Genomic DNA, 22,096 nt, shown 5'->3' on the forward strand with positions numbered 1-22,096 from the left:
AGTCTAGTTTGATTGAATTATAGTCTGCTTATAACATAAATAGAACCCCCCAATTTTCAGACTAAGTGATAATATATGAATATAAAACTGGCGCAGACACCTGCCTTTGTTCCGTTTATCTGTTTAATTTTATGGGGTTGCAACACGTCCACTTTGCCTTCACAACCAGAAGCGAATATTCCGGTTGCAAATGTAATCGCACTTGATAAACAAACCCATTTTACCGTGCAACGCGAATACAGTGGCACAATCGCACCGGCAAATCATGCTGCTATCGGGTTCGAGTTTGGAGGGAAAGTCGACAAAGTATGGGTCAGTACTGGCGACAAGACAAAGCAAGGAGATCCATTAGTCAGCCTCGATCAAGCCTTGCTCAAAACACAACAACGGCAATTACTCGCCCAACAAAGTGAAATAAATGCACAACAAGCACTAATAGAAGCGAACCTTCATCGACAACAAGCTCTCAAAAAGAAAGGGTTTAGCGCCGATGCTGAGATTGACGCCTTATCTAGTCAAAAATTGGTGCTTGATGCCAACCTAAATCAACTCAAAGCCTCTCTTCAATCTCTATCGTTACAACTAGACAAGTCGACCATTTATGCCCCTTATAATGGCATTATTTCGTCACGAAAAGTCGCGGTCGGCGATGTTGTTAGTCCGGGGCAACCAACAGTTACACTGTTATCAAACGAACAGTTAGAAGTCCATATTGGTGTTCCTGCTGACATGTTCGATACCATCCTCGCGCAGTCTGACTATACCGTACGTATTGGTCAATACCATTATCAAGCCCGGCTGCTGCGTCAAGCTGGGCAAATTGACCTCAACTCTCGCACGCAACGACTGACGTTTTCCCTCAATCAAGTACCTTCACTGATCAGTGGTCAATTAGCTTATTTGGTCGTGGATGAAATCGTCACCCAAAACAATTATCAAGTTCCTTTGTCAGCCCTAACCGATGGGGTTCGCGGCGTTTGGAATGTCTTTGCGGTAAATCAAGATAGCCATATTGAAAGACGAACGGTCAATGTACTTTATACAACAGAAACGGAGGCGATTATTGATGGTGCGCTTACCGATGGTGACATTATTATCGCGAATGGCTTACACCGTTTAGTTCCCGGTCAGCAGGTAACGTGGGAGTTGGGGGTGCAATGATAGACTACATCTTACGCAACACCCGACTATTGGTGCTGATGGTCGGCATCTTAATCGTTTCAGCACTAAGCGCCATTCAAGCCCTTCCCCGAGCGGAAGATCCTGCGTTAATTAACCGATGGGCGACAATTACCACCCATAATCCAGGCACTAAGCCTGAACATATGGAAACCCTCATTACCGAGCCGATCGAGATGGCACTGCGCCAGCTTGATGAAATAAAACAGATTGAATCTGTCTCAAGGACAGGTCTGTCGGTCATTAATATTGAGCTCAACGACTCTTTGACAGATACCGATGCCGTTTGGTCAAAAGTTCGCGACAAAATCGATGATGCTAGTCGGTCTTTGCCCGTTAATACATCTCAACCAGAGTTTAATGACAACCGTTCCAAAGCCTTTACTTCTATCACCGCCCTCATTGCAACTAATGCAGCACAAAGCGATCTTTTGATTCTGAGCAGATATGCTAAAGAGTTAGCCAACCAACTAAGAAACCTACCCGGCACTGAGTATGTGGCCATTCAGGGTGCGCCAGAAGAGGAAGTGGTTGTTGAATTTGATCTTAACAAAACAGCAAGCTTGGGACTGGATGCTGCATCAATCAGTGCTCTTATCGCCTCGGCTGATAGTAAGTCCAGTGCTGGTGAAATCTTTAACCACCAGTATCGCTTTCAAATAGAGGTAACACCGTCACTCGACACCATTGAGCAAGTGGCGCAACTCCCCGTACGTACGTTGCCCGATGGCCAACAAATTAAAGTAAAAGATATCGCCTCTGTTACTCGTCAAGCTAAATCGCCAGATACCGAGCGCGCTCTCATTAATGGGCGTCCTGCCGTTATTGTTGCGGCACGAATGCAAGAAGACTTACGGGTTGATCTGTGGACTGAAAGCATTCATGACCATTACCAACAATACCGTCAGCAGCTGCCGCAAAATATTCAGCTTGAATCGGTTTTTGAACAAGACGGCTACACCACTTTGCGCCTTAAAGAACTTATCAATAATCTATTAATTGGTCTGGTACTCATTATTCTGGTTCTGCTGCTCACCTTAGGCTTTCGCTCAGCGGTTATTGTCGCCTTTTCTCTTCCGCTCACTAGCGCTTTTACCCTCGCATTAATGAACATAACCAACATTCCCATTAACCAAATGTCTGTAACAGGCCTCATTGTTGCGTTAGGGATAATGGTCGACAATGCCATTGTCATGGTTGATACCATTCAAGAAAACCGTAAACGCGGTCTGCGTCGAATTGAAAGTGCCACAGCAGCAATCGTCCACCTATGGCTTCCACTCGCGGGATCTACATTAACTACGATTCTTGCTTTTGCGCCTATTTTTCTTATGCCCGGCCCTGCCGGAGAGTTTGTCAGCGCCATTGCGCTCACCGTCAGCTTTTCTCTCCTTGGCTCTTACTTAATCTCGCATACGTTAGTCGCTGGATTCGCTGCTCGCTTTCTACCCAAAAAGGACACAAACCCACGCTGGTATCACAGTGGCATTCACCTCCCTCAGCTGTCTAAAGGGTTTAAATGGTTAATTTATCAAGCGGTTAAGCGTCCTATCCTCACTATATTGTTTGTGGGGGTCTTGCCCGCATCTGGTTTCTGGGCCATTGGACAGCTCACCGAGCAGTTCTTTCCTCCATCCGATAGAGACATGTTCCAAGTCCAGCTCTTTATGCCACCAAGCAGCAGTATTGATGGTACTCATCTTGTGGTTAATAAGGCGTCGGAAATCATTCAACAAGAAGCAGGGATTGAAGCCGTCAACTGGGTCGTTGGTGGCGATTTTCCTTCGTTCTACTACAACATGGTCGGTCGACAACGAGGCTCTGCCAATTATGCCCACGCGATGATCAAAACCGACACGTGGCTCACCGCCGATACGCTCATCCCGCGCATTCAAAAAAAGCTCGATGACCAACTTCCGCAAGCGCAAGTAATTGTAAGAAAGTTAGAACAAGGGCCTCCGTTTAATGCTCCGATAGAGTTAAAGGTCAGCGGGCCAAATATTGAGACGATTCGCTCAGTCAGTGAATCATTACGCTACCTATTGGCCACTACGCCTTACGTGGTTCATACCCGTGAAACAATGTTACCGGGGGTGCCAGCCATCACCGTGCACATAGATCAAATGGAGAGCCAACTTAGTACTCGACAACAGACAGATATTACTCGTGATCTTAATAACGCACTGACAGGTATCACGGGCAGCTACCTTATTGAAGGAACGGAGCAAGTGCCGATCAGAGTCCGGCTTAGTGACGACAATCGTGCAAGTTTGCAGTCTATCAGCGGTTTTCAATTTTCAACCCAGCCACAAAGCAATGAACGCACTCAGCCTATAGATGCTATCGCCAAACTCTCACTCACGCCCGGTATTGGTAGTATTCCACGTCGTGATGGGCAGCGTATTAATGTCATTGAAGGCTATCTAGAGACTAACATTTTACCCCAAACAGCACTGAATCTGTTCAAGCAACGCCTCGTAGAGGCGGATATTATCATTCCCCCAGGCTACACATTAAGCTATGGCGGTGAATCAGCTGAACGAGATGAATCTGTTAACCAGTTAATGTCGAGTTTATCGATTGTGTTTACGCTACTGGTGGCGGTCGTTGTCCTCTCTTTTAATTCATTCCGCCTTAGCCTCATTATTTTTATGGTCGGTGGGCAGGCAGCTGGGCTGGGGCTCTTCGCTGTATGGTTATTCGGCTACCCATTCGGATTTACAGTTATCATTGGCTTAATTGGCTTGGCGGGGTTAGCCATCAACGCGGCGATCGTCATTATTGCTGAATTGCGCACACGTCCAGAAGCGCTGCAAGGAAACAAGAAAGAGGTCGTTCAAGCCGTAATGAGCTGTACCCGCCATATTACTTCCACTACGATCACCACTGTGGGCGGCTTCTTGCCACTGATCATTAGCGGCGGTGGATTCTGGCCGCCTTTTGCCATCACAATTGCAGGTGGAACGGTATTTACCACGATCATCACCTTCTTTTTTGTTCCAGCGGCCTTCACGTTAAGTTTGCGATTTGGCACGCTGAGCAAAACCCTGCCACGTCTAGCAACAGAGTAAACAACAACGCCTGTCGCGTATCAGACTTCGGTGCGCGTCAGGCAGTTACGATTATGTTGGTTAAGCACCTTGGAAAAGTCGCTGTTAGTGAACCCTTCACCATTAATCACTAACCGATTAGAATCAAACCAGTTTTCTACCGTTGACCCATTGCCATACAAGATATCATAAACAATAAAATCCCCTTCCCGATGCTTATATTGAAGATTTGGCGGCAATCTTATCGGTTGTTTTTGCTCTTTTAGGAATAAGTAAAAGCCCGTTTCACAACCTTTTACCACATAGGATCCCTGCTGACTCCTAACGGCAATATATGGCTCATCGCTTGCTTGAAAAGTAAAATTATCCCACACGCCACTCGCTGCTGAATTTTTTATATCAAACTGCTCCGATGGCAAGTCTGTTGACACTTGTGCCGCAGAAGACATCGACTGTTCTGGCGCCTCTTGCAAAACAGGCACTATCGTCTGTGTGGTATTGTCGGGTTCTCCCTTTTTATCTACAGTGCTTACTTGTGCCTTTAGCAAAGAAGGCGACGAAAAGTCACCAAATACTGTGCCAAATAAGATTCCCCCCCCCAACACCGCTGTCAGCGGTACCATCAAACGGCGACGTCGCTGCACTAGGTTGGTATGCTTTTCCAATTGATAGTGGTGGCGAGCCGTGAGTTCAGCGATTTTTTGTTCTTTTTCTTGCAACAGCGCTCTATACTCATTCAACTGTGTCCTAAGAACGGTATCGTCACTGTTGGGTGTTGAGGCCTTTTCATTGAATTGTCGCTGCACTGCGTCTTTTGCCTGCTCAAGCTGCTGTTGACTGTGCTCATACGCTTCTTTTAAACGACGATTTTCTCTTTCCAGCAATATAATTTTACTTTTAAGCTGTACCGCTTCGGACGACTCTAACGTTATGGTCGTAAAAACTTCTTTACTGCCTTCACCCCGAGCCACAAAAGCATAGGCTTGACTGATCATCTGCATTAACGCATCCGACCCTCCTTTATCAGGATGCACTCGGGTAGACATGATTTTAAAGCGCTTTTTTATCTCAGCGGCCGACATCTCTGCATGGGTGCCAAGTAGCTCGTGAAATGTGGTCATCAATTCTCTCATCCATAAAGGTGTGCATAACTAATATCGGACACACTGCATCCTGACTTTAATTCTAACGCATCTTTTCACGTAATTTGACATTTGTAGCTTAAGTAAAGCATTGTTATGCTTGCTTTAACAATCAGTTAAAATATGAGGTTGCAATGTTGATCAATAGTGATGTCGGAGAAAGCTACGGCGCGTGGACGATGGGAAATGACATTGCGCTTTTTCCATATCTCGATATGGCCAATATCGCCTGTGGCTTTCATGCCTCCGATCCGTTAATAATGATGAACACCCTAAATTTGGCAGCTCAACATCACGTCAAAGTCGGTGCACATCCCGGCTACAATGACAAGCTGGGATTTGGGCGACGTCCGATAAAACACAGCCATGACGAAATACGTGCTCTCATTGCCTATCAAGTGGGTGCACTAAAATCACTCGCAGCCCTGTCTGGTGTTCGTGTTAGCTATATAAAACCGCATGGTGCACTCTATAACAGCATGATGGCGGATCGGGAGTTATTCGAAGTGATTGCTGAAACCGCTGGACAATTGGCTCTGCCGCTAATGGTCTTATCCTGCCCACAACATGAGCAGCTCAGCAACATCGCGGCAAAATATCATACGACACTAATTTTCGAGGTTTTCATTGATCGTCACTACGATTCAAAAGGTTACCTTCTCCCTCGCCATCACCCTAGTGCCCTAATTAATCACTACAAAGATATTCAACAGCGCATTCAAACATTAGCACAAGGCTATATAGAACCCATTGAAGGTGAGCGCCTTTATATCCCCATCGACAGTGCCTGCGTGCATGGAGATAACCTCGCAGCCATTGCACAAATCGCAAAAATACGCCAATGGATTGATACGTATTCATGAAAGTTCATCAAATTAACGAAAACAGTTTGATGGTGACCTTTGGCGACCAGATCGATCTCACCTTTCCCGCGAAGATCAAAGCGCTCAGTAATAAAATAACAGACACCTTTAAACATGATGTAATTGAATTAACCCCATCCTACACCACGTTATTGGTGGAATTTGGATTTAATGTTAAACCTCAAACCGCGATAGCAATAATTGAACGCTTCAACATCGACGTATATGATTCGACACCTGTATGCACTGTAACCATTCCCGTTTTTTACCACACTAGCGTTGCCCCCCATCTTGATGAGATCTGTGAGACACTGCAACTCTCAGTACAAGCATTGATTGACCTCCACACTCGTGCCCCCTATACGTGTTGTGCGATTGGCTTTCTACCGGGATTTGGATTTCTTGCTGAACTACCGCCAAGTTTGCAGTTGCCAAGATTGGCTACACCACGCAGTGTAATTGCAGGTAGCGTCGCTATTGCTGAACGACAAACGGCAATTTACCCTAGCGATTCACCCGGCGGCTGGCATGTTATAGGCCGTTGCCCGCTAGATCTTTTTGATCCCCAGCATCCAGATAAAAGTCTGCTTAAAGTCGGTGACCAAGTGCAGTTTACATCGATCTCCCAACATGAATACCACCAATATCAGGATAACGCATGCTAGAAGTTGTTCGCTCTGGTCCCCTATCTACACTGCAAGACTTAGGTCGCTTTGGTGTCGCTCGCTTCGGCTTGAGCCAAGGAGGACCAATGGACATTCACGCCTTTTGTTGGGCCAACAAATTAATAGATAACCCGCCGAACACTGCAGCTATCGAGATAGCGATTGGCTTATGTCAATTTACATTTCATGCTCCAACCATTATTGCTTTATGTGGAGCACCTGCAAAACTAACACTGAATGCCAAACCCATACAACCATGGCAATCCATACGCATTCAGGCAGGCGATCAACTCACTATCGCTGGTTTTTCTTCCGGTAATTACCTCTACCTAGCACTAAAGAGCGGCTTTACCATTCCAATGTCGCTAAATAGCCTAAGCACCGTCTGCCGAAATGGGCTTGGCGGATTAAATGGTCACGCGCTATCGTCTGGCGACATGCTCCCATATCCTGCTTACACTCAGCACTGCTCAGTTAAGGCTCTCTCACCACGTTGGATCCCTAACTACCTTAAACCCACCGCAATGGGCGTCATTTTGGGCTATCAACATGACAGCTTTGACCCTGATAGCATGCAGACGTTTTTCAACTCAAACTATCAGGTTCAATCACAAAGTAATCGCATGGGCTACCTTCTGAAAGGAGAACCTCTTCGTTACACCAAACAAGGATTAATTTCAGAAGGAATCGTACTCGGCGCCATTCAAGTTCCACCAGACGGCCAGCCGATCATTTTGTTTAATGATCGCCAAACCATTGGAGGCTACCCGAAGCTGGGGACTGTCAGAAAAATTGATCTCGCAAAACTAGCACAATGCCAACCCTCACAGAACATTCACTTTTATCCGTCTTCGTTAACAGTCGCACAAGACAAATGGCATCACTTCTGTCAATTTTTTGGCATTAAATAAGAACTAACAGTAATACATAACGATTACAAACTAGCCAATAGGTGCTTTTTTGTTTTTTTATGCTTTTTTTTAAAGACAAAGGGTTATCAATTTATTACTATCCTTGTCGACAATTTGTGTTCCGATGAAGACAGCTGGAGAGTACGGTTACGTACGCCGAAGAAGTAAATCTTTCAGGCGCCTGAAAAGGCATGGACTGCTGTTGGAGGAACCTCTGGAGAGATCCGTTAAATCGGACGCCGAAGGAGCAAGCCTGTTTAATTACAAACAGGTCAAACTCTCAGGCAAAAGGACAGAGGGGATAAGAGCTGGTGTTAATCCACCATGCATCGCCGTGCGATCTAACATCAGATCTCTGTCTCCTCCTTTCGTATTTTAAAAGGAGGAACTATGCAATCACTTCACTCATACCTCGTAACAATTGATAATTTCGTTTGGGGACCACCACTGCTGCTACTATTAGTTGGCACTGGCTTCTATTTCACCGTACGTTTAGGTGCGCTACAAATACGCCACCTTCCCACTGCATTAAAACTTGTCTTCTCTAAGCCTTTAAAAGGGCAAGGGGATGTATCGAGCTTCGCTGCATTATGTACTGCACTTTCTGCCACTATCGGTACTGGTAACATCGTTGGTGTTGCAACCGCCATTAAACTAGGTGGTCCAGGGGCGCTTTTTTGGATGTGGATGGCTGCACTTTTTGGTATGGCCACCAAATATGCAGAATGTCTACTTGCTGTAAAATACAGAGAAAAAGATGCTAACGGTGCCATGATCGGTGGGCCGATGTTCTACATCGAGAAAGGCGTTGGTAATAAATGGCTTGCTAAACTATTTGCCTTCTTTGCGCTTGGTGTTGCCTGTTTTGGTATCGGCACATTTCCGCAGGTCAATGCGATTGTCGATGCAGCAGATTTAGCTCTCTCTGTGCCTAAATGGCTAACCGCTGCCGTACTTACTACCCTCGTAGCCGCAGTTACTCTGGGCGGCATTCAGTCGATTGCCAAAGTAGCCAGCAAAATTGTACCTTCCATGGCCGTATTTTATGTCATCGCATGCCTTATCGTTCTTGGTACTAACGCCGCAGATGTTCCAGCAGCGATTGCATTGGTGATTAGCAGTGCCTTTACACCAACAGCAGCTACAGGTGGTTTTCTTGGTGCTGGTATCATGCTAGCAATACAAGCTGGTGTCGCTCGTGGTGTTTTCTCTAATGAGTCAGGTCTAGGTAGCGCGCCAATGGCAGCCGCAGCCGCTCAAACAGACTCACCTGCACGCCAAGGCCTAATCTCTATGACGGGGACTTTCTTCGACACGATCATTATCTGTACCATGACCGGATTGACCTTGGTACTCACTGGCGCATGGCAGAGTGATTATTCTGGTGCGGCGATGACAACATACGCCTTCTCTACTGGACTAAATTCTGCCTACTGGGGGCCCTTAATGGTCTCAATTGGTTTAAGCTTTTTTGCTTTTACTACCATTTTAGGGTGGAACTATTACGGTGAGCGCTGTGTGGTTTATCTATTCGGACTGCGAGCAGTAAAAGCCTACAAGGTATTCTTTTTAATCCTAGTGGCGATGGGGGCATTCTTACAACTCGACATGATCTGGGTTATCGCTGACATTGTGAATGGTTTAATGGCAATACCAAACCTCATTGGGTTATTGATGCTTCGCCATGTTATCGTTGCGGAAACACAACTCTATTTTCAGCCTCAAAAACCAGAGTTAAAACAGGCTACCGCAGAATAGAGTGACGCCGTCACAAATCGAGGGATAGAGCGAATCTGGGCTCTATCCCTTTTTTCAACTAAAAAGGCAACGTCACACACTTAACCTTCCATTGACCCTTTGTGCTCACATCTCTCACAAAAATACACCGTGCAATAATGAAAATGTGAAATACCAACCCTTGCACTATGTTACAAACTTATATACTAAACAGATGTACGTGTAGAGGGAAAGCTTAGCTATGAAAACATCAAGGCGACAATTTCTAAAACTGACCGTCGGTGGTGTCATTGCCGTGTCTGCCGGAGATAGCCTCATCGGACGTGCACACGCTGACACGCCTAAACTGGAAGAATCAGATGCACAAGCCAGTGCTCTTAAATATGTGCATCAATCTGACCGAGGAGGAAAAAACTGTAACAACTGCGCGTTACTGCAAGGTAATTCCGGGGATGAGTGGCGCCCTTGTGCAATATTCCCTGGCAAGCTCGTCTCAGCAAATGGCTGGTGTACTGCGTGGGTTGCAAAGCCTTAGTCTGCCCGACAAAACCAGTGTCCATTACACTGGTTTTTATTACCACACCAACAGTGAACGACTGGCAACTTGATGTAACTTAGCTTCAACATTAAACACATCATGTAAGGTTTGCGGTGTTAACACATGCTCTGACGCACCAAATGCATACAATTTGCTGTTGGTCAAAACTGCAACACGATCCGCATTCATCAAACTATCGTTTAAATCGTGACTAACTACCACCACGGTTAAACCTGCCCGGGTTAATTGCTGGGTGATTTTTGTCACCGCTTTTTGATGATAAATATCTAAGCCTGTTGCAGGTTCATCCAATAATAAATAGCGCATGTTAGGATTGATTGTCGGCCAAGCTTGTAAAAAAATACAGGCGAGACGAACACGCTGCCACTCACCACCAGATAATTGATTCACCCGAGAAGAAAACAGATGAGAGAAATGTAGAAAATCATCAAGTATGGCCAATACCTCACGCACGGCGGTTTCCGACGAGACATTTAAACGATGAATCACCGTGTTGATATAATGCAAAACAGAAAGGTCAAATTGAGGCCTTGAATATTGTGCTAAATACCCTCGATAGGTCGCCAGCTCACTCAATGACCATTTATCAATGCGTTCACCGTTACAATGTAACTGTCCATTGAAGGGTTCTAAACCCGACATGACGCTGATCAACGAGCTTTTACCACTACCGTTAGGCCCGACGAAGTGAACCAAGCTGCCTTCTTCTATCTTCATCGTAATATGGCGTAAACGATGTGCCAATCCTACATCATATAATTCAAGCATCACTGTCTCCTCGCAATAAAAGCCATACAAATACTGGCGCACCTAGTGTGGCAGTCACCACACCAACAGGCAGCTCTGCTGAGACAAGCAATAGCCGCGATAAAGTATCAGCGAAGACAAGCAAACCACCGCCAGCCAAAGCTGAAAGTGGTAATAAATAACGATGTTCCGTACCTATCCATAATCGAAGAATATGAGGAATAACAAGTCCAATAAAGCCAATAACCCCGGCTAACGCAACACTTCCCCCAACAAGCACTGCTATCACAGCGATCAGCTTTAAACGCACTGCGCGCGTGTCTACACCGAGCTGGGAAGCCATAACATCCCCCAACAGCAACGTATCAAGCAACCTACCCTGAGTGCACAACCAAGCTACAACAGGAAATAGCAACAATAAAATCGAAAGTTGAGGCCAAGTAATTCCGGAGACACTGCCCATCAGCCAATAGAGCAACTGGCGTAGATTCATGTCTGCACTGAAGTAAAATACCCATGTGACGACTGAATTTGCCAATATCCCCAACGCTATACCAATTAACAGCATTCTCGCTGTCGTTAGTCGACGCCAAGCACTTAAACTAACGAGAATAAAGGTAAATACGAGAGCCCCAGCAATTGCCAAAACCATCATTAAATAGGGGTGGGTGAAGTGAGGAAAGAAAAACATAAGAATAATAACGAATAAGCTTGCCCCTCCAGAAACACCAAGAATACCAGGCTCAGCTAAAGGGTTGCCAAGAACAACCTGAAGGCTTGCTCCTGACGTCGCCAACATCGCACCCACCGCAAATGCAGCAACGACCCTAGGTAACCGCAATTGCCAAACCAATAGAGATTCAAACTCAGACAAACTGCTCAACGGCCAAATCCACTGCTCGCCTGCTGCAACGCCGATAAGACAAACACCAATAAGCGCTGTAAGTATCAGCCAAATAGCTTTGCGCCATCTAGCTGCATGATTCTGATTTAGTTGCTGTAATTCCATAACTCGCCACACTAATGCTATTCATCGACACCATAGCAGAGATGACTCTTATCATGAAGCGTGGTTTAAATTTACCCGCGCGTTTGCTGAACAGTTGTTCATTTTTTCTCAACAACCAGTAATGCAGCGCGTTGGCCGATCGGAACAGAGGGATTAGGAAATACGACCATTTCTCCAGCTTGTGCAGTAATTAACACATCACCGTTAGTCGCTATACGCTGTCCTTCATTTAAGAGGGTAAAATTGGCAAGAGATGAAGGAAAATCAAATTTAAAATTATTGCTCTTACGCGTCAGTACTCGATTCACGACATAAACTAATGGTTGTTCATCACCGTTCAAATCGAGTTTATCTTCAATAAATGCCGTTAACGTCGATCGAAATGGGTGACGCTGTAATAACTCATTCCGTCCAAACGGTGCGGCCTGCCCCAACTCAACCGTGACGGCTAATGCTCGATGGTAATGCGCACTATGCCAACTAAATGTCGATGACGGCGTCGTTGATTCAAGCACCGCTTCAACACCAGCATGAAAGAGAAAACAGAACAATTGCTGAGTCGGCAAGGGCGGCGTCGTAAAAGGCCTAACGGCAAACGCATAATGGTGAGAGTCTCTTATCGCACTATGCAAATCAAGATGCCATCGTTCCTCTGCTGAGACATAAAATTTGCGAATGATCGCTGTCAAGTTTCGCGCTAGCAGGTGTTCTAGCGTGCTACCCCCTTGCCCACCAAACAAACGATTCAAATTAGTGTCAATAAAACGAGTATGGGCTTTTACTGCTTCGGGGTGAGCAAGAATAAATAACACTCGCTTACGCAGTGTCAGCTTTCCTTGCAAAAGGTCATTAAATAAGGCATCAACAAGCTCTATTGGGCCTGTTTCATCACCATGCACACCTACTGAAACAATAACAGCAGCACGTGTGACATTTAAGGGCGCCACTTCAATAACACCAGCGCCCAAACAATGAAACCGATGGCCCTGTTGAACAAACGCTTCGCTCAAATGCGTTAGCTCACGCAAAACGGTTTCTGCAAAGCCATATCGATTTAATGCATATTGGATATCCATCGCACGACTCTCTGCGCTGCAAGCACGCATTGGTACGGGCAGGCTTTGTGCTATATCGGCGAGTCACACATAACAAAAAGCTCCGCATAGCAGAGCTTTTTATGACAGCGCGTTACTCTTCGACTTTTAGGGTTTCCACTCGTGCTTTTAGCTTTTGCCCTGGTCTAAATGTAACAACCCGACGAGCAGAAATCGGAATATCTTCACCGGTCTTCGGATTGCGACCTGGTCTTTCGTTTTTTTCTCGCAGATCAAAATTACCGAAACCTGACAACTTTACTTGCTCGCCTGATTCCAACGCCTTTCTAACCTCTTCAAAGAACACTTCTACCGTATCCTTGGCGTCCCGCTTGTTTAATCCAACTTTCTCAAACAGGTTCTCAGCCAAATCGGCTTTCGTGAGCGCCATAGATAATTCCCTCAAGACAATGTTGAACATATGCGTTATTTGTTAACGCGACCATCCGTTATCTCTATAAAAATAGCTCCATACAATAATTATGCAAAGAAGAATTTAACCTATGAGACAACAACTTAACCCAAGTTTATGTCAACCAGCTAATTTACGCCAATTTTTTTCTTATGAATTACCCATAAAAAAATCATAAATATCAGTGATATTACTCTACTTAAATGCAAACAGTTGAACAACAAATCCCTACCTGACAACACTTTCGTCTGCATAAACTAAAAAAACCAACAAAAGAACCTAAAAATAACACCAAAGCAGTCAACATGACTATTTTGTCAGTATGCGTCATTCGTGCAAAAAAAAAGCAGCCCATTGGCTGCTTTTTAATTAATTGCTTATTTATCAGTCACGTAGGCTTGCACCAAAGCGCTCACCAAGTACGGTAACTATGCTGTCCACCGCGCCAGAGATGTCAGCATCTTCCAGTGTACGTTCAACTGATTGCAGTGATAATGCGATCGCAAGACTCTTCTGCCCTTCCTCTACGCCTTTACCACGGTAAACATCAAACAAGTTAACGCCTGTCAGTAATTCACCACCGTTTGCACGGCATGCTTCAATAACGTCGCCAGCGGCAATATCTTCGCTAACAACAACCGCTATATCGCGTCGGTTTGCTGGGAACTTAGACACCACAACAGCTTCAGGAAGCTCACGAGTATTAATGCTATTCCACTCGATTTCGAACACAATCGTGCGACCGTTTAGGCCAAACTTGCGCTCTAGCTCTGGGTGAACTGTACCAATCACACCAACCTCTTTGCCATCAACAACAATAGCAGCAGTTTGGCCAGGGTGCAGAGCTGGGTGTTTGGCTGGCTTGAAACCAAACGCAACATCGTTAGCTGTCAGCTCAAGTACCGCTTCCAAGTCACCTTTCAGATCGAAGAAATCCACCGTATTGCTTTCGATATCCCAATGCTCTTCGGCACGGTTTCCAGCAATAACACCAGCAAGCATCGGCTCTTGGCGCATGCCATTTTCTGCCGACTCACAAGGAATAAAGCGTAAGCCATATTCGAACAAACGAACACGTGGCTGTTGACGTTTCTGATTGTGGGCAACGGTGTTAAGAAGGCCTTGAATTAAGCCTAAACGCATTGCTGACATATCTGCAGAAATTGGGAACGGCAGAACAAGTGGCTCAACACCGGGAACAATCAGAGCTTGCTGCTCTGGTTCAACAAAGCTATAGGTGATCGCTTCGTGGTAACCACGATCAACAAGAAGGTCACGTACTCGCTTAAGCGGTAGGTTGGCTTCTTTATGATCATTCATGCTCAATGCTGCAACGGGCGCTTGATTAGGAATGTTGTCATAACCGTAGATACGGCCGACTTCTTCAACAAGATCTTGTTCAATAGCAATATCAAAACGCCATGTCGGCGCTGTTGCTGTCCAGCCTTCAGCTGTTACTTCTACTGCAAGGCCAAGGCGCTCTAGGATCTCTACTACGTCAGCATCTGCGATAGGGTGGCCAAGCAAGTTGTCCAACTTCGTGCGACGCAGCGTCACGGTGTTAGGCTTTGGTAGGTCAGCCTCTGACTCAACACCAACAACAGGTGCAACATCACCGCCACAGATCTCAACAAGAAGCTGTGTTGCACGCTCCATTGCACTGTATTGCAGAGCGAAATCTACACCACGCTCAAAACGCATTGATGAGTCAGTATGAAGACCGTAGCTGCGCGCGCGACCACGGATATGGTCAGGTGCAAAGAAAGCACACTCAAGCAACACATCTTGTGTCTCGCTGTTTACACCAGATCCCTCACCACCAAATACGCCAGCAATCGCCAGTGCTTTAGTATGGTCAGCCACCACTAGCGTATCTGCATTTAGCTCTGCTTCAGTGCCGTCTAGAAGAGTCAGCTTTTCGCCCTGCTCTGCCATACGCACAACAATACCGCCTTCGATCTTAGCCAGATCGAACGCATGCATTGGTTGTCCTTGCTCAAGTAGAACAAAGTTGGTGATATCAACAACCGGATCGATAGAGCGGATACCACAGCGACGCAGTTTTTCTTGCATCCAAAGTGGTGTTTCAGCTTTAACGTTCACGTTCTTAACAATACGGCCAAGATAACGAGGGCAAGCTTCAGACGCTGTTACATCGATAGATACCGTATCTTCGATTGCGGTAGCGACTGCATTGATCGTAGGCTCAGTCACGTCAGTACGGTTCAATACCCCCACTTCACGCGCTAAACCACGAATGCTAAAGCAGTCGGCACGGTTTGCTGTCAGATCAACATCCACTGTCACATCTTCTAGGCCAAGGAATTCACGGAAGTCAGTACCTAGTACTGCGTCCTCTGCAAGCTCCATAATACCGTCAGACTCAACATCAATACCCAGCTCAGTGAACGAACACAGCATCCCGTGAGAAGGCTGGCCACGTAACTTTGCTTTCTTGATTTTAAAGTCACCTGGCAATACTGCTCCCACAGTAGCAACAGCAACCTTAATACCAAGGCGACAGTTTGATGCGCCACAAACAATGTCGAGTAGCTCTTCAGCACCAACATCTACTTTCGTTACACGCAGCTTGTCTGCGTCTGGGTGTTGTTCGCAAGAAACAACCTGACCCACTTTAACACCGGTGAATGAACCAGCTACAGGCAGAACGTCGTCGACCTCTAAACCAGCCATAGTAATTTGGTGAGTTAGTTCGTCAGTAGTAACCGCAGGGTTAACCCACTCACGAAGCCAAGATTCGCTGAATTTCATAGTGATTAAACCTCTGGATTACTTAAATTGTTTTAGGAAACGAAGGTCGTTCTCAAAGAACGCACGTAGATCGTTTACACCATAACGAAGCATGGTTAGACGCTCTACGCCCATACCAAATGCAAAACCAGAGTATTTCTCAGGGTCGATACCTACACTACGAAGTACGTTCGGGTGAACCATACCGCAGCCAAGAACCTCTAACCATTTACCATTCTTGCCTTTAACGTCTACTTCAGCAGAAGGCTCAGTGAATGGGAAGTAAGATGGACGGAAACGCACTTCCACTTCTTCTTCAAAGAAGTTGCATAGGAAGTCATGCAGAACACCTTTTAGCTGAGCAAAGTTGACGTTTTCATCCACCAACATACCTTCCACTTGGTGGAACATTGGCGTGTGCGTTTGATCGTAATCATTACGGTACACACGACCCGGAGCGATAAAACGGAAAGGTGGCTTGCCGTTTTCCATGGTACGGATCTGTACGCCTGACGTGTGAGTACGCAGCATTAAATCAGGGTTGAAGAAGAAGGTGTCATGATCAGTACGTGCTGGATGATCTTCTGCAATATTCAACGCATCAAAGTTATGAAATGCATCTTCAATTTCTGGTCCGGCTTCAACATTAAAGCCCAGCTCACCGAAAAATTGTTCAATACGCTCAACCGTACGAGTAACAGGGTGCAAACCACCGTTCTCGATGCGACGACCAGGCATAGTTACGTCAATGCTCTCTGCCGCCAGTTTAGCTTCTAGCTCAGCACGCTGAAGCTCATCTTTACGTGCTGCAATCGCCTGCTGAACTGCCTGCTTTGCTTTATTAATATTTTGACCAGCTTCGCGACGCTCTTCTGGTGGAAGTTTACCCAAGCTCTGTAGCTGAAGGGTTAATTCACCCTTTTTACCCAGATACTGGACACGAACTTCGTCAAGAGCGACAAGCGATTCTGCCTGCTCAATTGCTGCCGTTGCGTTGGCTAGGATCTCGTCTAGTTGTTGCATGATTTCCTCATCCACCCCTTAGGTGGCGTCCATTGGAGATGTTTTTTATGTAGCGTTACATAGTAAAGAAAGCTGCTGCTAATGCCAATTCTAATCTTAAGAAAAACAAGATAATGAATAAAAAAAGTGCAATTGGAACTCAACATAGCCCGCTGATAATCAAAGGAGGTCGTATTTGTTCACTTCTAAACCTCAATACACGCGATATTCCTAAATACTCACTTGCGTGCAGAGATAACACCACAATACATAGATCTAAAAAAGGGAGCCAAATGGCTCCCCTTTTGAATACCGAACTGTAAAAAATTACAGAGCAGCTTTCGCTTTTTCAACAAGAACAGTAAATGTTGCTTTGTCGAATACAGCGATATCTGCAAGGATCTTACGATCGATTTCGATAGACGCTTTCTTAAGACCGTTGATTAGACGGCTATAAGACATGCCGTTCTGACGAGCAGCAGCGTTAATACGAGCAATCCACAGTTGACGGAACTGACGCTTACGTTGACGACGGTCACGGTAAGCATATTGACCAGCTTTAGTAACTGCTTGGAAAGCTACGCGGTAAACGCGTGAACGTGCACCGTAGTAACCTTTAGCTTGTTTAAGAACTTTCTTGTGACGTGCACGAGCTTGTACACCACGTTTTACGCGAGCCATGTGTAACTCCTAACTAAATTTTGTAAGACTAAAAACGAATTATGCGAACGGAAGCATACGTGCAACAGCTGCTACTTCACACTTAGGAAGAATAGCGTTTGGACGTAGCTGACGTTTGTTCTTAGTAGTACGCTTGGTCAGGATGTGACGTTTGGTTGCGTGCTTGAACTTAAAACCACCAGCGGTTTTTTTGAAGCGCTTAGCAGCGCCTTTGTTGGATTTCATCTTAGGCATGATGAGACTCCGCATTGTTAATAGTTAATAACAGTGTAATTAGGCGAAACAAAAGCCTGCTCTTGCAAGCAGGCTTTTATCTACTTGATTGCTCTAATTACTTCTTTTTTGGGGCAATAACCATGATCATCTGACGACCTTCGATTCGCGTCGGGAAGCTTTCAACAACTGCGATTTCAGCTGTGTCTTCCTTCAGACGATTCAACACGTCTACACCGATGTCTTGGTGCGCCATTTCACGGCCGCGGAAGCGGATCGTTACTTTGACTTTGTTACCCTCTTCAATGAAGCGAACCAGGTTGCGCAGTTTTACCTGATAGTCGCCCACATCTGTGCCAGGACGGAATTTAATTTCCTTAACCTGAACTTGTTTTTGCTTTTTCTTTTGCTCTTTAGCAGCCTTGCTCTTTTCAAAGAGATATTTGCCATAGTCCATCACTCGACAGACTGGTGGCTCGGCATTAGGACTGATTTCTACCAAATCAACGCCGGCATCATACGCTGCATTTATCGCTTCTTCAATAGAAACGACACCAATAGCTTCGCCATCAATACCTGTTAAGCGTACTTCTTGTACGCCACGAATTTCTTCGTTCAAGCGATGTGCATTTTGTTTTGCCGGCTGTTGGCCTCTTCTTGCGCCTTTAATATCTTATTCCTCCGAAATGTTCAGCGTTCGACTGCTGACTTCTTGCTGTAAATAAGCAACGAAGTCGTCAATCTTGAATTTACCCAAATCTTTACCTTTACGGGTACGCACCGCGATCTCACCAGCTTCTACTTCTTTGTCTCCACAAACAAGCATAAACGGAACTCGCTTCAAAGTGTGTTCGCGGATTTTAAAGCCTATCTTCTCATTTCTCAAGTCCGCATTGACTCTAAATCCAGCTTTTTGCAATTTTTTCACAACTTCTTGCGCATAATCACCTTGGCTGTCAGTAATGTTCATTACAACAGCATGCTGAGGAGCCAACCAAGTTGGGAAGAAACCTGCGTACTCTTCAATAAGAATACCAATGAAACGCTCTAACGAACCAAGAATAGCACGGTGAATCATTACTGGTACGTGACGTTCATTATCCTCACCTACATACGTCGCGCCTAAACGCTCTGGTAGAGCAAAGTCTAGCTGAACTGTACCACATTGCCATGCACGATCTAAGCAATCATGTAGTGTGAATTCAATTTTAGGTCCATAGAAGGCACCTTCGCCCTCTTGAATCTCATATGCTACACCGTTATCTTCCAATGCTTGCTTAAGGCCAGCCTCGGCTTTATCCCACATGTCATCCGAACCAACGCGCTGCTCTGGACGTGTAGATAATTTAACAACGATATTTTCAAATCCGAATGTTGAATACGTATCATACACCATTTTGATGCAAGAAGTGACTTCATCTTGAACTTGATTTTCTGTACAGAAGATATGAGCATCATCTTGAGTGAAACCACGTACACGCATAAGGCCATGTAGCGCACCTGATGGCTCATTACGGTGACATGAGCCAAACTCAGCCATACGTAGTGGAAGGTCACGGTACGACTTCAAACCTTGGTTAAAGATCTGAACATGACCAGGACAGTTCATCGGTTTCAATGCATACTCACGATTTTCAGAGTTCGTGGTAAACATGTTTTCGGCGTACTTGTCCCAGTGACCTGAACGCTCCCACAGTACACGGTCCATAATTAATGGGCCTTTCACTTCCTGATAATCATACTCAGTCAGTTTGTCGCGAACAAAAACTTCTAGCTCACGGAAAATCGTCCAACCATTGTGATGCCAGAACACCATTCCCGGCGCGTCTTGCTGCATATGGTATAGATCAAGTTGCTTACCGATTTTACGGTGGTCACGCTTCGCTGCTTCTTCTAAACGTACTAGGTGTGCTTTCAATGCTTTCTTGTCAGCAAATGCAGTACCATAAATGCGCTGAAGCATCTTATTTTCACTATTACCACGCCAATAAGCGCCGGCAACATTTAACAATTTAAAATGCTGGCAAAAGCTCATGTTTGGAACATGAGGGCCACGGCACATATCAATGTACTCTTCGTGATGGTATAGACCTGGACGATCATCGCGAGAAACGTTCTCGTCTAGAATCTCCATTTTGTAACTTTCGCCGCGAGCTTCAAATGTGTCTCGCGCTTCTTGCCAGCTAACACTCTTTTTGATAACAGCGTACTTAGTCTTAGCCAACTCTTTCATGCGCTTTTCTAGCGCTTCAAGGTCATCTTGATTTAGAGGGCGATCAAGGTCGATATCATAATAGAAACCGTTATCGATCGTCGGACCAATTGCCATTTTCGTTTCTGGGTACAACTGCTTAATTGCATGACCTAAAAGGTGGGCGCATGAGTGACGAATGATTTCTAATCCATCGTCATCTTTCGCTGTGATAATCGCTAGATTGGCATCGTGCTCAATCAAATCACACGCATCAACACGTTCACCGTCAACGCGACCGGCAATGCACGCTTTAGCTAGACCCGGGCCAATATCGGCCGCGACATCCATCGTTGAAACAGGGTTATCAAATTGACGTTGACTACCGTCAGGAAGAGTAATTACAGGCATGTATAGTCCTTACAGTGGTGCCACCTACCAAGTAGCACGTATAAATTCTTGTTTTTGAGTTCGGTTAGTAGATCGTTAATTTAGTATTAATGCGCAATCTACTCACCACTTCCTATCTGTATGAAATTTGGTACAAATCAAATTTGTCACACAAAACTGGTGCACAATCTTACAGAATTTAGCGTAAAAGGAAAGTCAAAGGCTACGGTTTTTATTCTGATGCTTGGTTAAACTGTACAAGAGCACGTCCGACGGCTAAATAGTATACACTCCAAGTTAAATGCGGGGCTTAACTTGAGTAAAATACGGGCTTAAATAGGGCTACTCTATCAAAGCGAATAAACCCAAAGTGGTTAGATTTCTCTCGCTAAACATGGCACATCGATTCTTGCGAAAAGAAGTATTCACTGCCCAGCTACATTCAATAATAAGAATTCACCAAGAAACGTGTGGTAAGGCACAGTCCCCTAACCTATTCTTAGTCTAAGATAATAAAGCAAAACCACCAATAATTGTAAGGGGTTACTATGTGGCAGGCTATCAGTCAGCAAATAAGCGAAGTTACCGGTTTTCCTTTTACGCTCAAAGAAAAGAAGCCACTCAGTGGTGAGCTTAATGACTGCTACTGTATCAGTAGTTCAGATGAGATCCGTTACTTTATAAAAGTAAACGACAGGTCTCATCTTGCAAATTTTGAAGCTGAAGCGGAATCCCTAGCTCAACTAGCCCAATCAAACACAATAGCAACCCCGCCACTTGTACATGTTGGTACTTGTAAAGAGCATGCATTTATTATCTTGGAATATTTACCCATGCGCCCCATCGACAGCGAGAGTGCTTTTTACCTCGGTCAGCAACTAGCGCATCTTCATCAATCGGCAGAACAAGCTGAATTTGGTTTTGACACGGACAACTATATTGGCACGACCATTCAGCCCAACCCTTGGCATAGAAAGTGGAATACGTTCTTTGCCGAACAGCGTATTGGCTGGCAATTGCAACTTGCTGCGGAGAAAGGCCATCAATTTGGAAATATTGATACCATTGTCAGCCGTGTTGCCAAACTACTCGTACACCATCAGCCAAAACCCTCATTACTGCATGGTGACTTATGGATTGGAAATTGCGCATTAACAGTTGATGGCCCAGTGATTTTCGACCCAGCCAGCTATTGGGGAGATAGAGAGTGTGATATTGCGATGACTGAACTATTTTCTGGCTTCCCAGAAGCGTTCTACAACGGCTATAACAATGTTTGGCCACTGGACGCGGGATACAGTGATAGAAAGGCATTGTACAATTTGTACCATCTTTTAAATCACTTCAACGTATTTGGCGATGAATACAAAAGCCAGATAACACAAACATTGGCCCAATATGACCTGCTATAAATAATTGGGTGTCGCCATTCGCCAGCGTGCTACTTTCAACTTATATTCCAGATACAACAAAGGCCCTGATCAGGGCCTTTGTTTATCC

General features: G+C 45.3%; 19 protein-coding genes and 1 riboswitch. Of the genes, 8 read left to right on the forward strand and 11 right to left on the reverse strand.

The features are described from left to right. Positions 1–75 precede the first annotated feature (75 nt). Together ACKLNH_RS00650 and ACKLNH_RS00655 are read left to right on the forward strand one after the other, a co-directional pair. Positions 76–1,161, forward strand: coding sequence for an efflux RND transporter periplasmic adaptor subunit (locus tag ACKLNH_RS00650; RefSeq protein WP_413110312.1), 1,086 nt, complete (start codon positions 76–78; stop codon positions 1,159–1,161). After that, a complete protein-coding gene (locus ACKLNH_RS00655; protein ID WP_413110313.1) occupies positions 1,158–4,250 on the forward strand; it encodes an efflux RND transporter permease subunit in 3,093 nt (1,030 codons plus the stop codon). Before ACKLNH_RS00650 ends, ACKLNH_RS00655 begins: the two co-directional genes overlap by 4 nt. A gap of 20 nt (positions 4,251–4,270) precedes the next feature. Here ACKLNH_RS00655 and ACKLNH_RS00660 read toward each other — a convergent pair whose 3' ends face one another. Then, complete coding sequence (locus ACKLNH_RS00660) at positions 4,271–5,350, reverse strand: J domain-containing protein (protein ID WP_413110314.1); 1,080 nt, start codon at positions 5,348–5,350, stop codon at positions 4,271–4,273. 155 nt (positions 5,351–5,505) lie between these two features. On the opposite strand from ACKLNH_RS00660, the gene ACKLNH_RS00665 reads away from it, so the two are divergent. From ACKLNH_RS00665 to ACKLNH_RS00685, 5 genes are all read left to right on the forward strand, one after another. Next, complete coding sequence (locus ACKLNH_RS00665; RefSeq protein WP_413110315.1) at positions 5,506–6,234, forward strand: 5-oxoprolinase subunit PxpA; 729 nt, start codon at positions 5,506–5,508, stop codon at positions 6,232–6,234. Then, positions 6,231–6,899, forward strand: coding sequence for a 5-oxoprolinase subunit B family protein (locus tag ACKLNH_RS00670; protein WP_413110316.1), 669 nt, complete (start codon positions 6,231–6,233; stop codon positions 6,897–6,899). Before ACKLNH_RS00665 ends, ACKLNH_RS00670 begins: the two co-directional genes overlap by 4 nt. Next, entirely contained in the window at positions 6,893–7,810 is a 918-nt protein-coding gene (locus ACKLNH_RS00675; RefSeq protein ID WP_413110317.1) for a 5-oxoprolinase subunit C family protein, read from the forward strand. The genes ACKLNH_RS00670 and ACKLNH_RS00675 overlap by 7 nt, the downstream gene beginning before the upstream one ends. 204 nt (positions 7,811–8,014) lie before the next feature. Beyond that, positions 8,015–8,116: riboswitch (glycine riboswitch) on the forward strand. An 84-nt stretch (positions 8,117–8,200) separates the two neighbouring features. Further along, positions 8,201–9,568 (forward strand): alanine/glycine:cation symporter family protein, encoded by a 1,368-nt coding sequence (locus ACKLNH_RS00680; RefSeq protein WP_413110318.1) that lies wholly within the window; start codon positions 8,201–8,203, stop codon positions 9,566–9,568. Between the two features lie 220 nt (positions 9,569–9,788). After that, positions 9,789–10,082 carry a high-potential iron-sulfur protein gene (locus ACKLNH_RS00685; RefSeq protein WP_413110319.1) on the forward strand — a complete coding sequence of 98 codons (294 nt, stop codon included), beginning with the start codon at positions 9,789–9,791 and terminating at the stop codon, positions 10,080–10,082. Between the two features lie 39 nt (positions 10,083–10,121). Here the strand turns inward: ACKLNH_RS00685 and ACKLNH_RS00690 are convergent, their stop codons facing one another. From ACKLNH_RS00690 to thrS, 10 genes are all read right to left on the reverse strand, one after another. Beyond that, positions 10,122–10,874, reverse strand: coding sequence for an ATP-binding cassette domain-containing protein (locus tag ACKLNH_RS00690; RefSeq protein ID WP_413110320.1), 753 nt, complete (start codon positions 10,872–10,874; stop codon positions 10,122–10,124). Further along, positions 10,867–11,862, reverse strand: a complete 996-nt coding sequence (btuC, locus tag ACKLNH_RS00695) for a vitamin B12 ABC transporter permease BtuC (protein WP_413110321.1) — start codon at positions 11,860–11,862, stop codon at positions 10,867–10,869. The genes ACKLNH_RS00690 and btuC overlap by 8 nt, the downstream gene beginning before the upstream one ends. Before the next feature lie 98 nt (positions 11,863–11,960). After that, positions 11,961–12,938 (reverse strand): succinylglutamate desuccinylase, encoded by a 978-nt coding sequence (locus ACKLNH_RS00700; protein WP_413110322.1) that lies wholly within the window; start codon positions 12,936–12,938, stop codon positions 11,961–11,963. A 112-nt stretch (positions 12,939–13,050) separates the two neighbouring features. Further along, a complete protein-coding gene (locus ACKLNH_RS00705; protein WP_413110323.1) occupies positions 13,051–13,347 on the reverse strand; it encodes an integration host factor subunit alpha in 297 nt (98 codons plus the stop codon). A gap of 405 nt (positions 13,348–13,752) precedes the next feature. Then, the gene (gene pheT / locus ACKLNH_RS00710; RefSeq protein ID WP_413110324.1) at positions 13,753–16,140 is read right to left on the reverse strand and encodes a phenylalanine--tRNA ligase subunit beta; all 2,388 of its coding nucleotides are present in this window, start codon (positions 16,138–16,140) and stop codon (positions 13,753–13,755) included. An 18-nt stretch (positions 16,141–16,158) separates the two neighbouring features. Next, positions 16,159–17,142 (reverse strand): phenylalanine--tRNA ligase subunit alpha, encoded by a 984-nt coding sequence (gene pheS / locus ACKLNH_RS00715; RefSeq protein WP_413110325.1) that lies wholly within the window; start codon positions 17,140–17,142, stop codon positions 16,159–16,161. A 306-nt stretch (positions 17,143–17,448) separates the two neighbouring features. Then, positions 17,449–17,802: a 50S ribosomal protein L20 gene (rplT, locus tag ACKLNH_RS00720; RefSeq protein WP_413110326.1), complete on the reverse strand. Its 354-nt coding sequence runs from the start codon at positions 17,800–17,802 to the stop codon at positions 17,449–17,451. Between the two features lie 39 nt (positions 17,803–17,841). Continuing rightward, on the reverse strand, positions 17,842–18,036 hold the full coding sequence (gene rpmI, locus ACKLNH_RS00725; RefSeq protein WP_036832349.1) for a 50S ribosomal protein L35: 195 nt from the start codon (positions 18,034–18,036) through the stop codon (positions 17,842–17,844). Positions 18,037–18,133: 97 nt separating this feature from the next. Continuing rightward, on the reverse strand, positions 18,134–18,685 hold the full coding sequence (gene infC / locus ACKLNH_RS00730) for a translation initiation factor IF-3 (RefSeq protein WP_413110746.1): 552 nt from the start codon (positions 18,683–18,685) through the stop codon (positions 18,134–18,136). A 3-nt stretch (positions 18,686–18,688) separates the two neighbouring features. After that, positions 18,689–20,617, reverse strand: a complete 1,929-nt coding sequence (thrS, locus tag ACKLNH_RS00735) for a threonine--tRNA ligase (protein WP_413110327.1) — start codon at positions 20,615–20,617, stop codon at positions 18,689–18,691. A gap of 527 nt (positions 20,618–21,144) precedes the next feature. On the opposite strand from thrS, the gene ACKLNH_RS00740 reads away from it, so the two are divergent. Further along, the gene (locus ACKLNH_RS00740) at positions 21,145–22,008 is read left to right on the forward strand and encodes a fructosamine kinase family protein (RefSeq protein WP_413110328.1); all 864 of its coding nucleotides are present in this window, start codon (positions 21,145–21,147) and stop codon (positions 22,006–22,008) included. The last annotated feature ends 88 nt before the right edge of the window (positions 22,009–22,096 follow it).

The organism is Thaumasiovibrio clandestinus, assembly GCF_047250365.1.
GTDB lineage: Bacteria > Pseudomonadota > Gammaproteobacteria > Enterobacterales > Vibrionaceae > Thaumasiovibrio.

Bases quoted from the DNA above. Each gene is read 5' to 3' on its own strand.
- ACKLNH_RS00700 (WP_413110322.1), bottom strand. From the start codon at position 12,938: ATGGATATCCAATATGCATTAAATCGATATGGCTTTGCAGAAACCGTT.
- ACKLNH_RS00740 (WP_413110328.1), top strand. From the start codon at position 21,145: ATGTGGCAGGCTATCAGTCAGCAAATAAGCGAAGTTACCGGTTTTCCT.
- ACKLNH_RS00705 (WP_413110323.1), bottom strand. From the start codon at position 13,347: ATGGCGCTCACGAAAGCCGATTTGGCTGAGAACCTGTTTGAGAAAGTT.
- btuC (WP_413110321.1), bottom strand. From the start codon at position 11,862: ATGGAATTACAGCAACTAAATCAGAATCATGCAGCTAGATGGCGCAAA.
- ACKLNH_RS00685 (WP_413110319.1), top strand. From the start codon at position 9,789: ATGAAAACATCAAGGCGACAATTTCTAAAACTGACCGTCGGTGGTGTC.
- ACKLNH_RS00655 (WP_413110313.1), top strand. From the start codon at position 1,158: ATGATAGACTACATCTTACGCAACACCCGACTATTGGTGCTGATGGTC.
- ACKLNH_RS00660 (WP_413110314.1), bottom strand. From the start codon at position 5,350: ATGACCACATTTCACGAGCTACTTGGCACCCATGCAGAGATGTCGGCC.
- ACKLNH_RS00650 (WP_413110312.1), top strand. From the start codon at position 76: ATGAATATAAAACTGGCGCAGACACCTGCCTTTGTTCCGTTTATCTGT.
- ACKLNH_RS00690 (WP_413110320.1), bottom strand. From the start codon at position 10,874: ATGCTTGAATTATATGATGTAGGATTGGCACATCGTTTACGCCATATT.
- thrS (WP_413110327.1), bottom strand. From the start codon at position 20,617: ATGCCTGTAATTACTCTTCCTGACGGTAGTCAACGTCAATTTGATAAC.
- rplT (WP_413110326.1), bottom strand. From the start codon at position 17,802: ATGGCTCGCGTAAAACGTGGTGTACAAGCTCGTGCACGTCACAAGAAA.
- rpmI (WP_036832349.1), bottom strand. From the start codon at position 18,036: ATGCCTAAGATGAAATCCAACAAAGGCGCTGCTAAGCGCTTCAAAAAA.
- ACKLNH_RS00665 (WP_413110315.1), top strand. From the start codon at position 5,506: ATGTTGATCAATAGTGATGTCGGAGAAAGCTACGGCGCGTGGACGATG.
- ACKLNH_RS00680 (WP_413110318.1), top strand. From the start codon at position 8,201: ATGCAATCACTTCACTCATACCTCGTAACAATTGATAATTTCGTTTGG.
- ACKLNH_RS00670 (WP_413110316.1), top strand. From the start codon at position 6,231: ATGAAAGTTCATCAAATTAACGAAAACAGTTTGATGGTGACCTTTGGC.
- pheT (WP_413110324.1), bottom strand. From the start codon at position 16,140: ATGAAATTCAGCGAATCTTGGCTTCGTGAGTGGGTTAACCCTGCGGTT.
- pheS (WP_413110325.1), bottom strand. From the start codon at position 17,142: ATGCAACAACTAGACGAGATCCTAGCCAACGCAACGGCAGCAATTGAG.
- ACKLNH_RS00675 (WP_413110317.1), top strand. From the start codon at position 6,893: ATGCTAGAAGTTGTTCGCTCTGGTCCCCTATCTACACTGCAAGACTTA.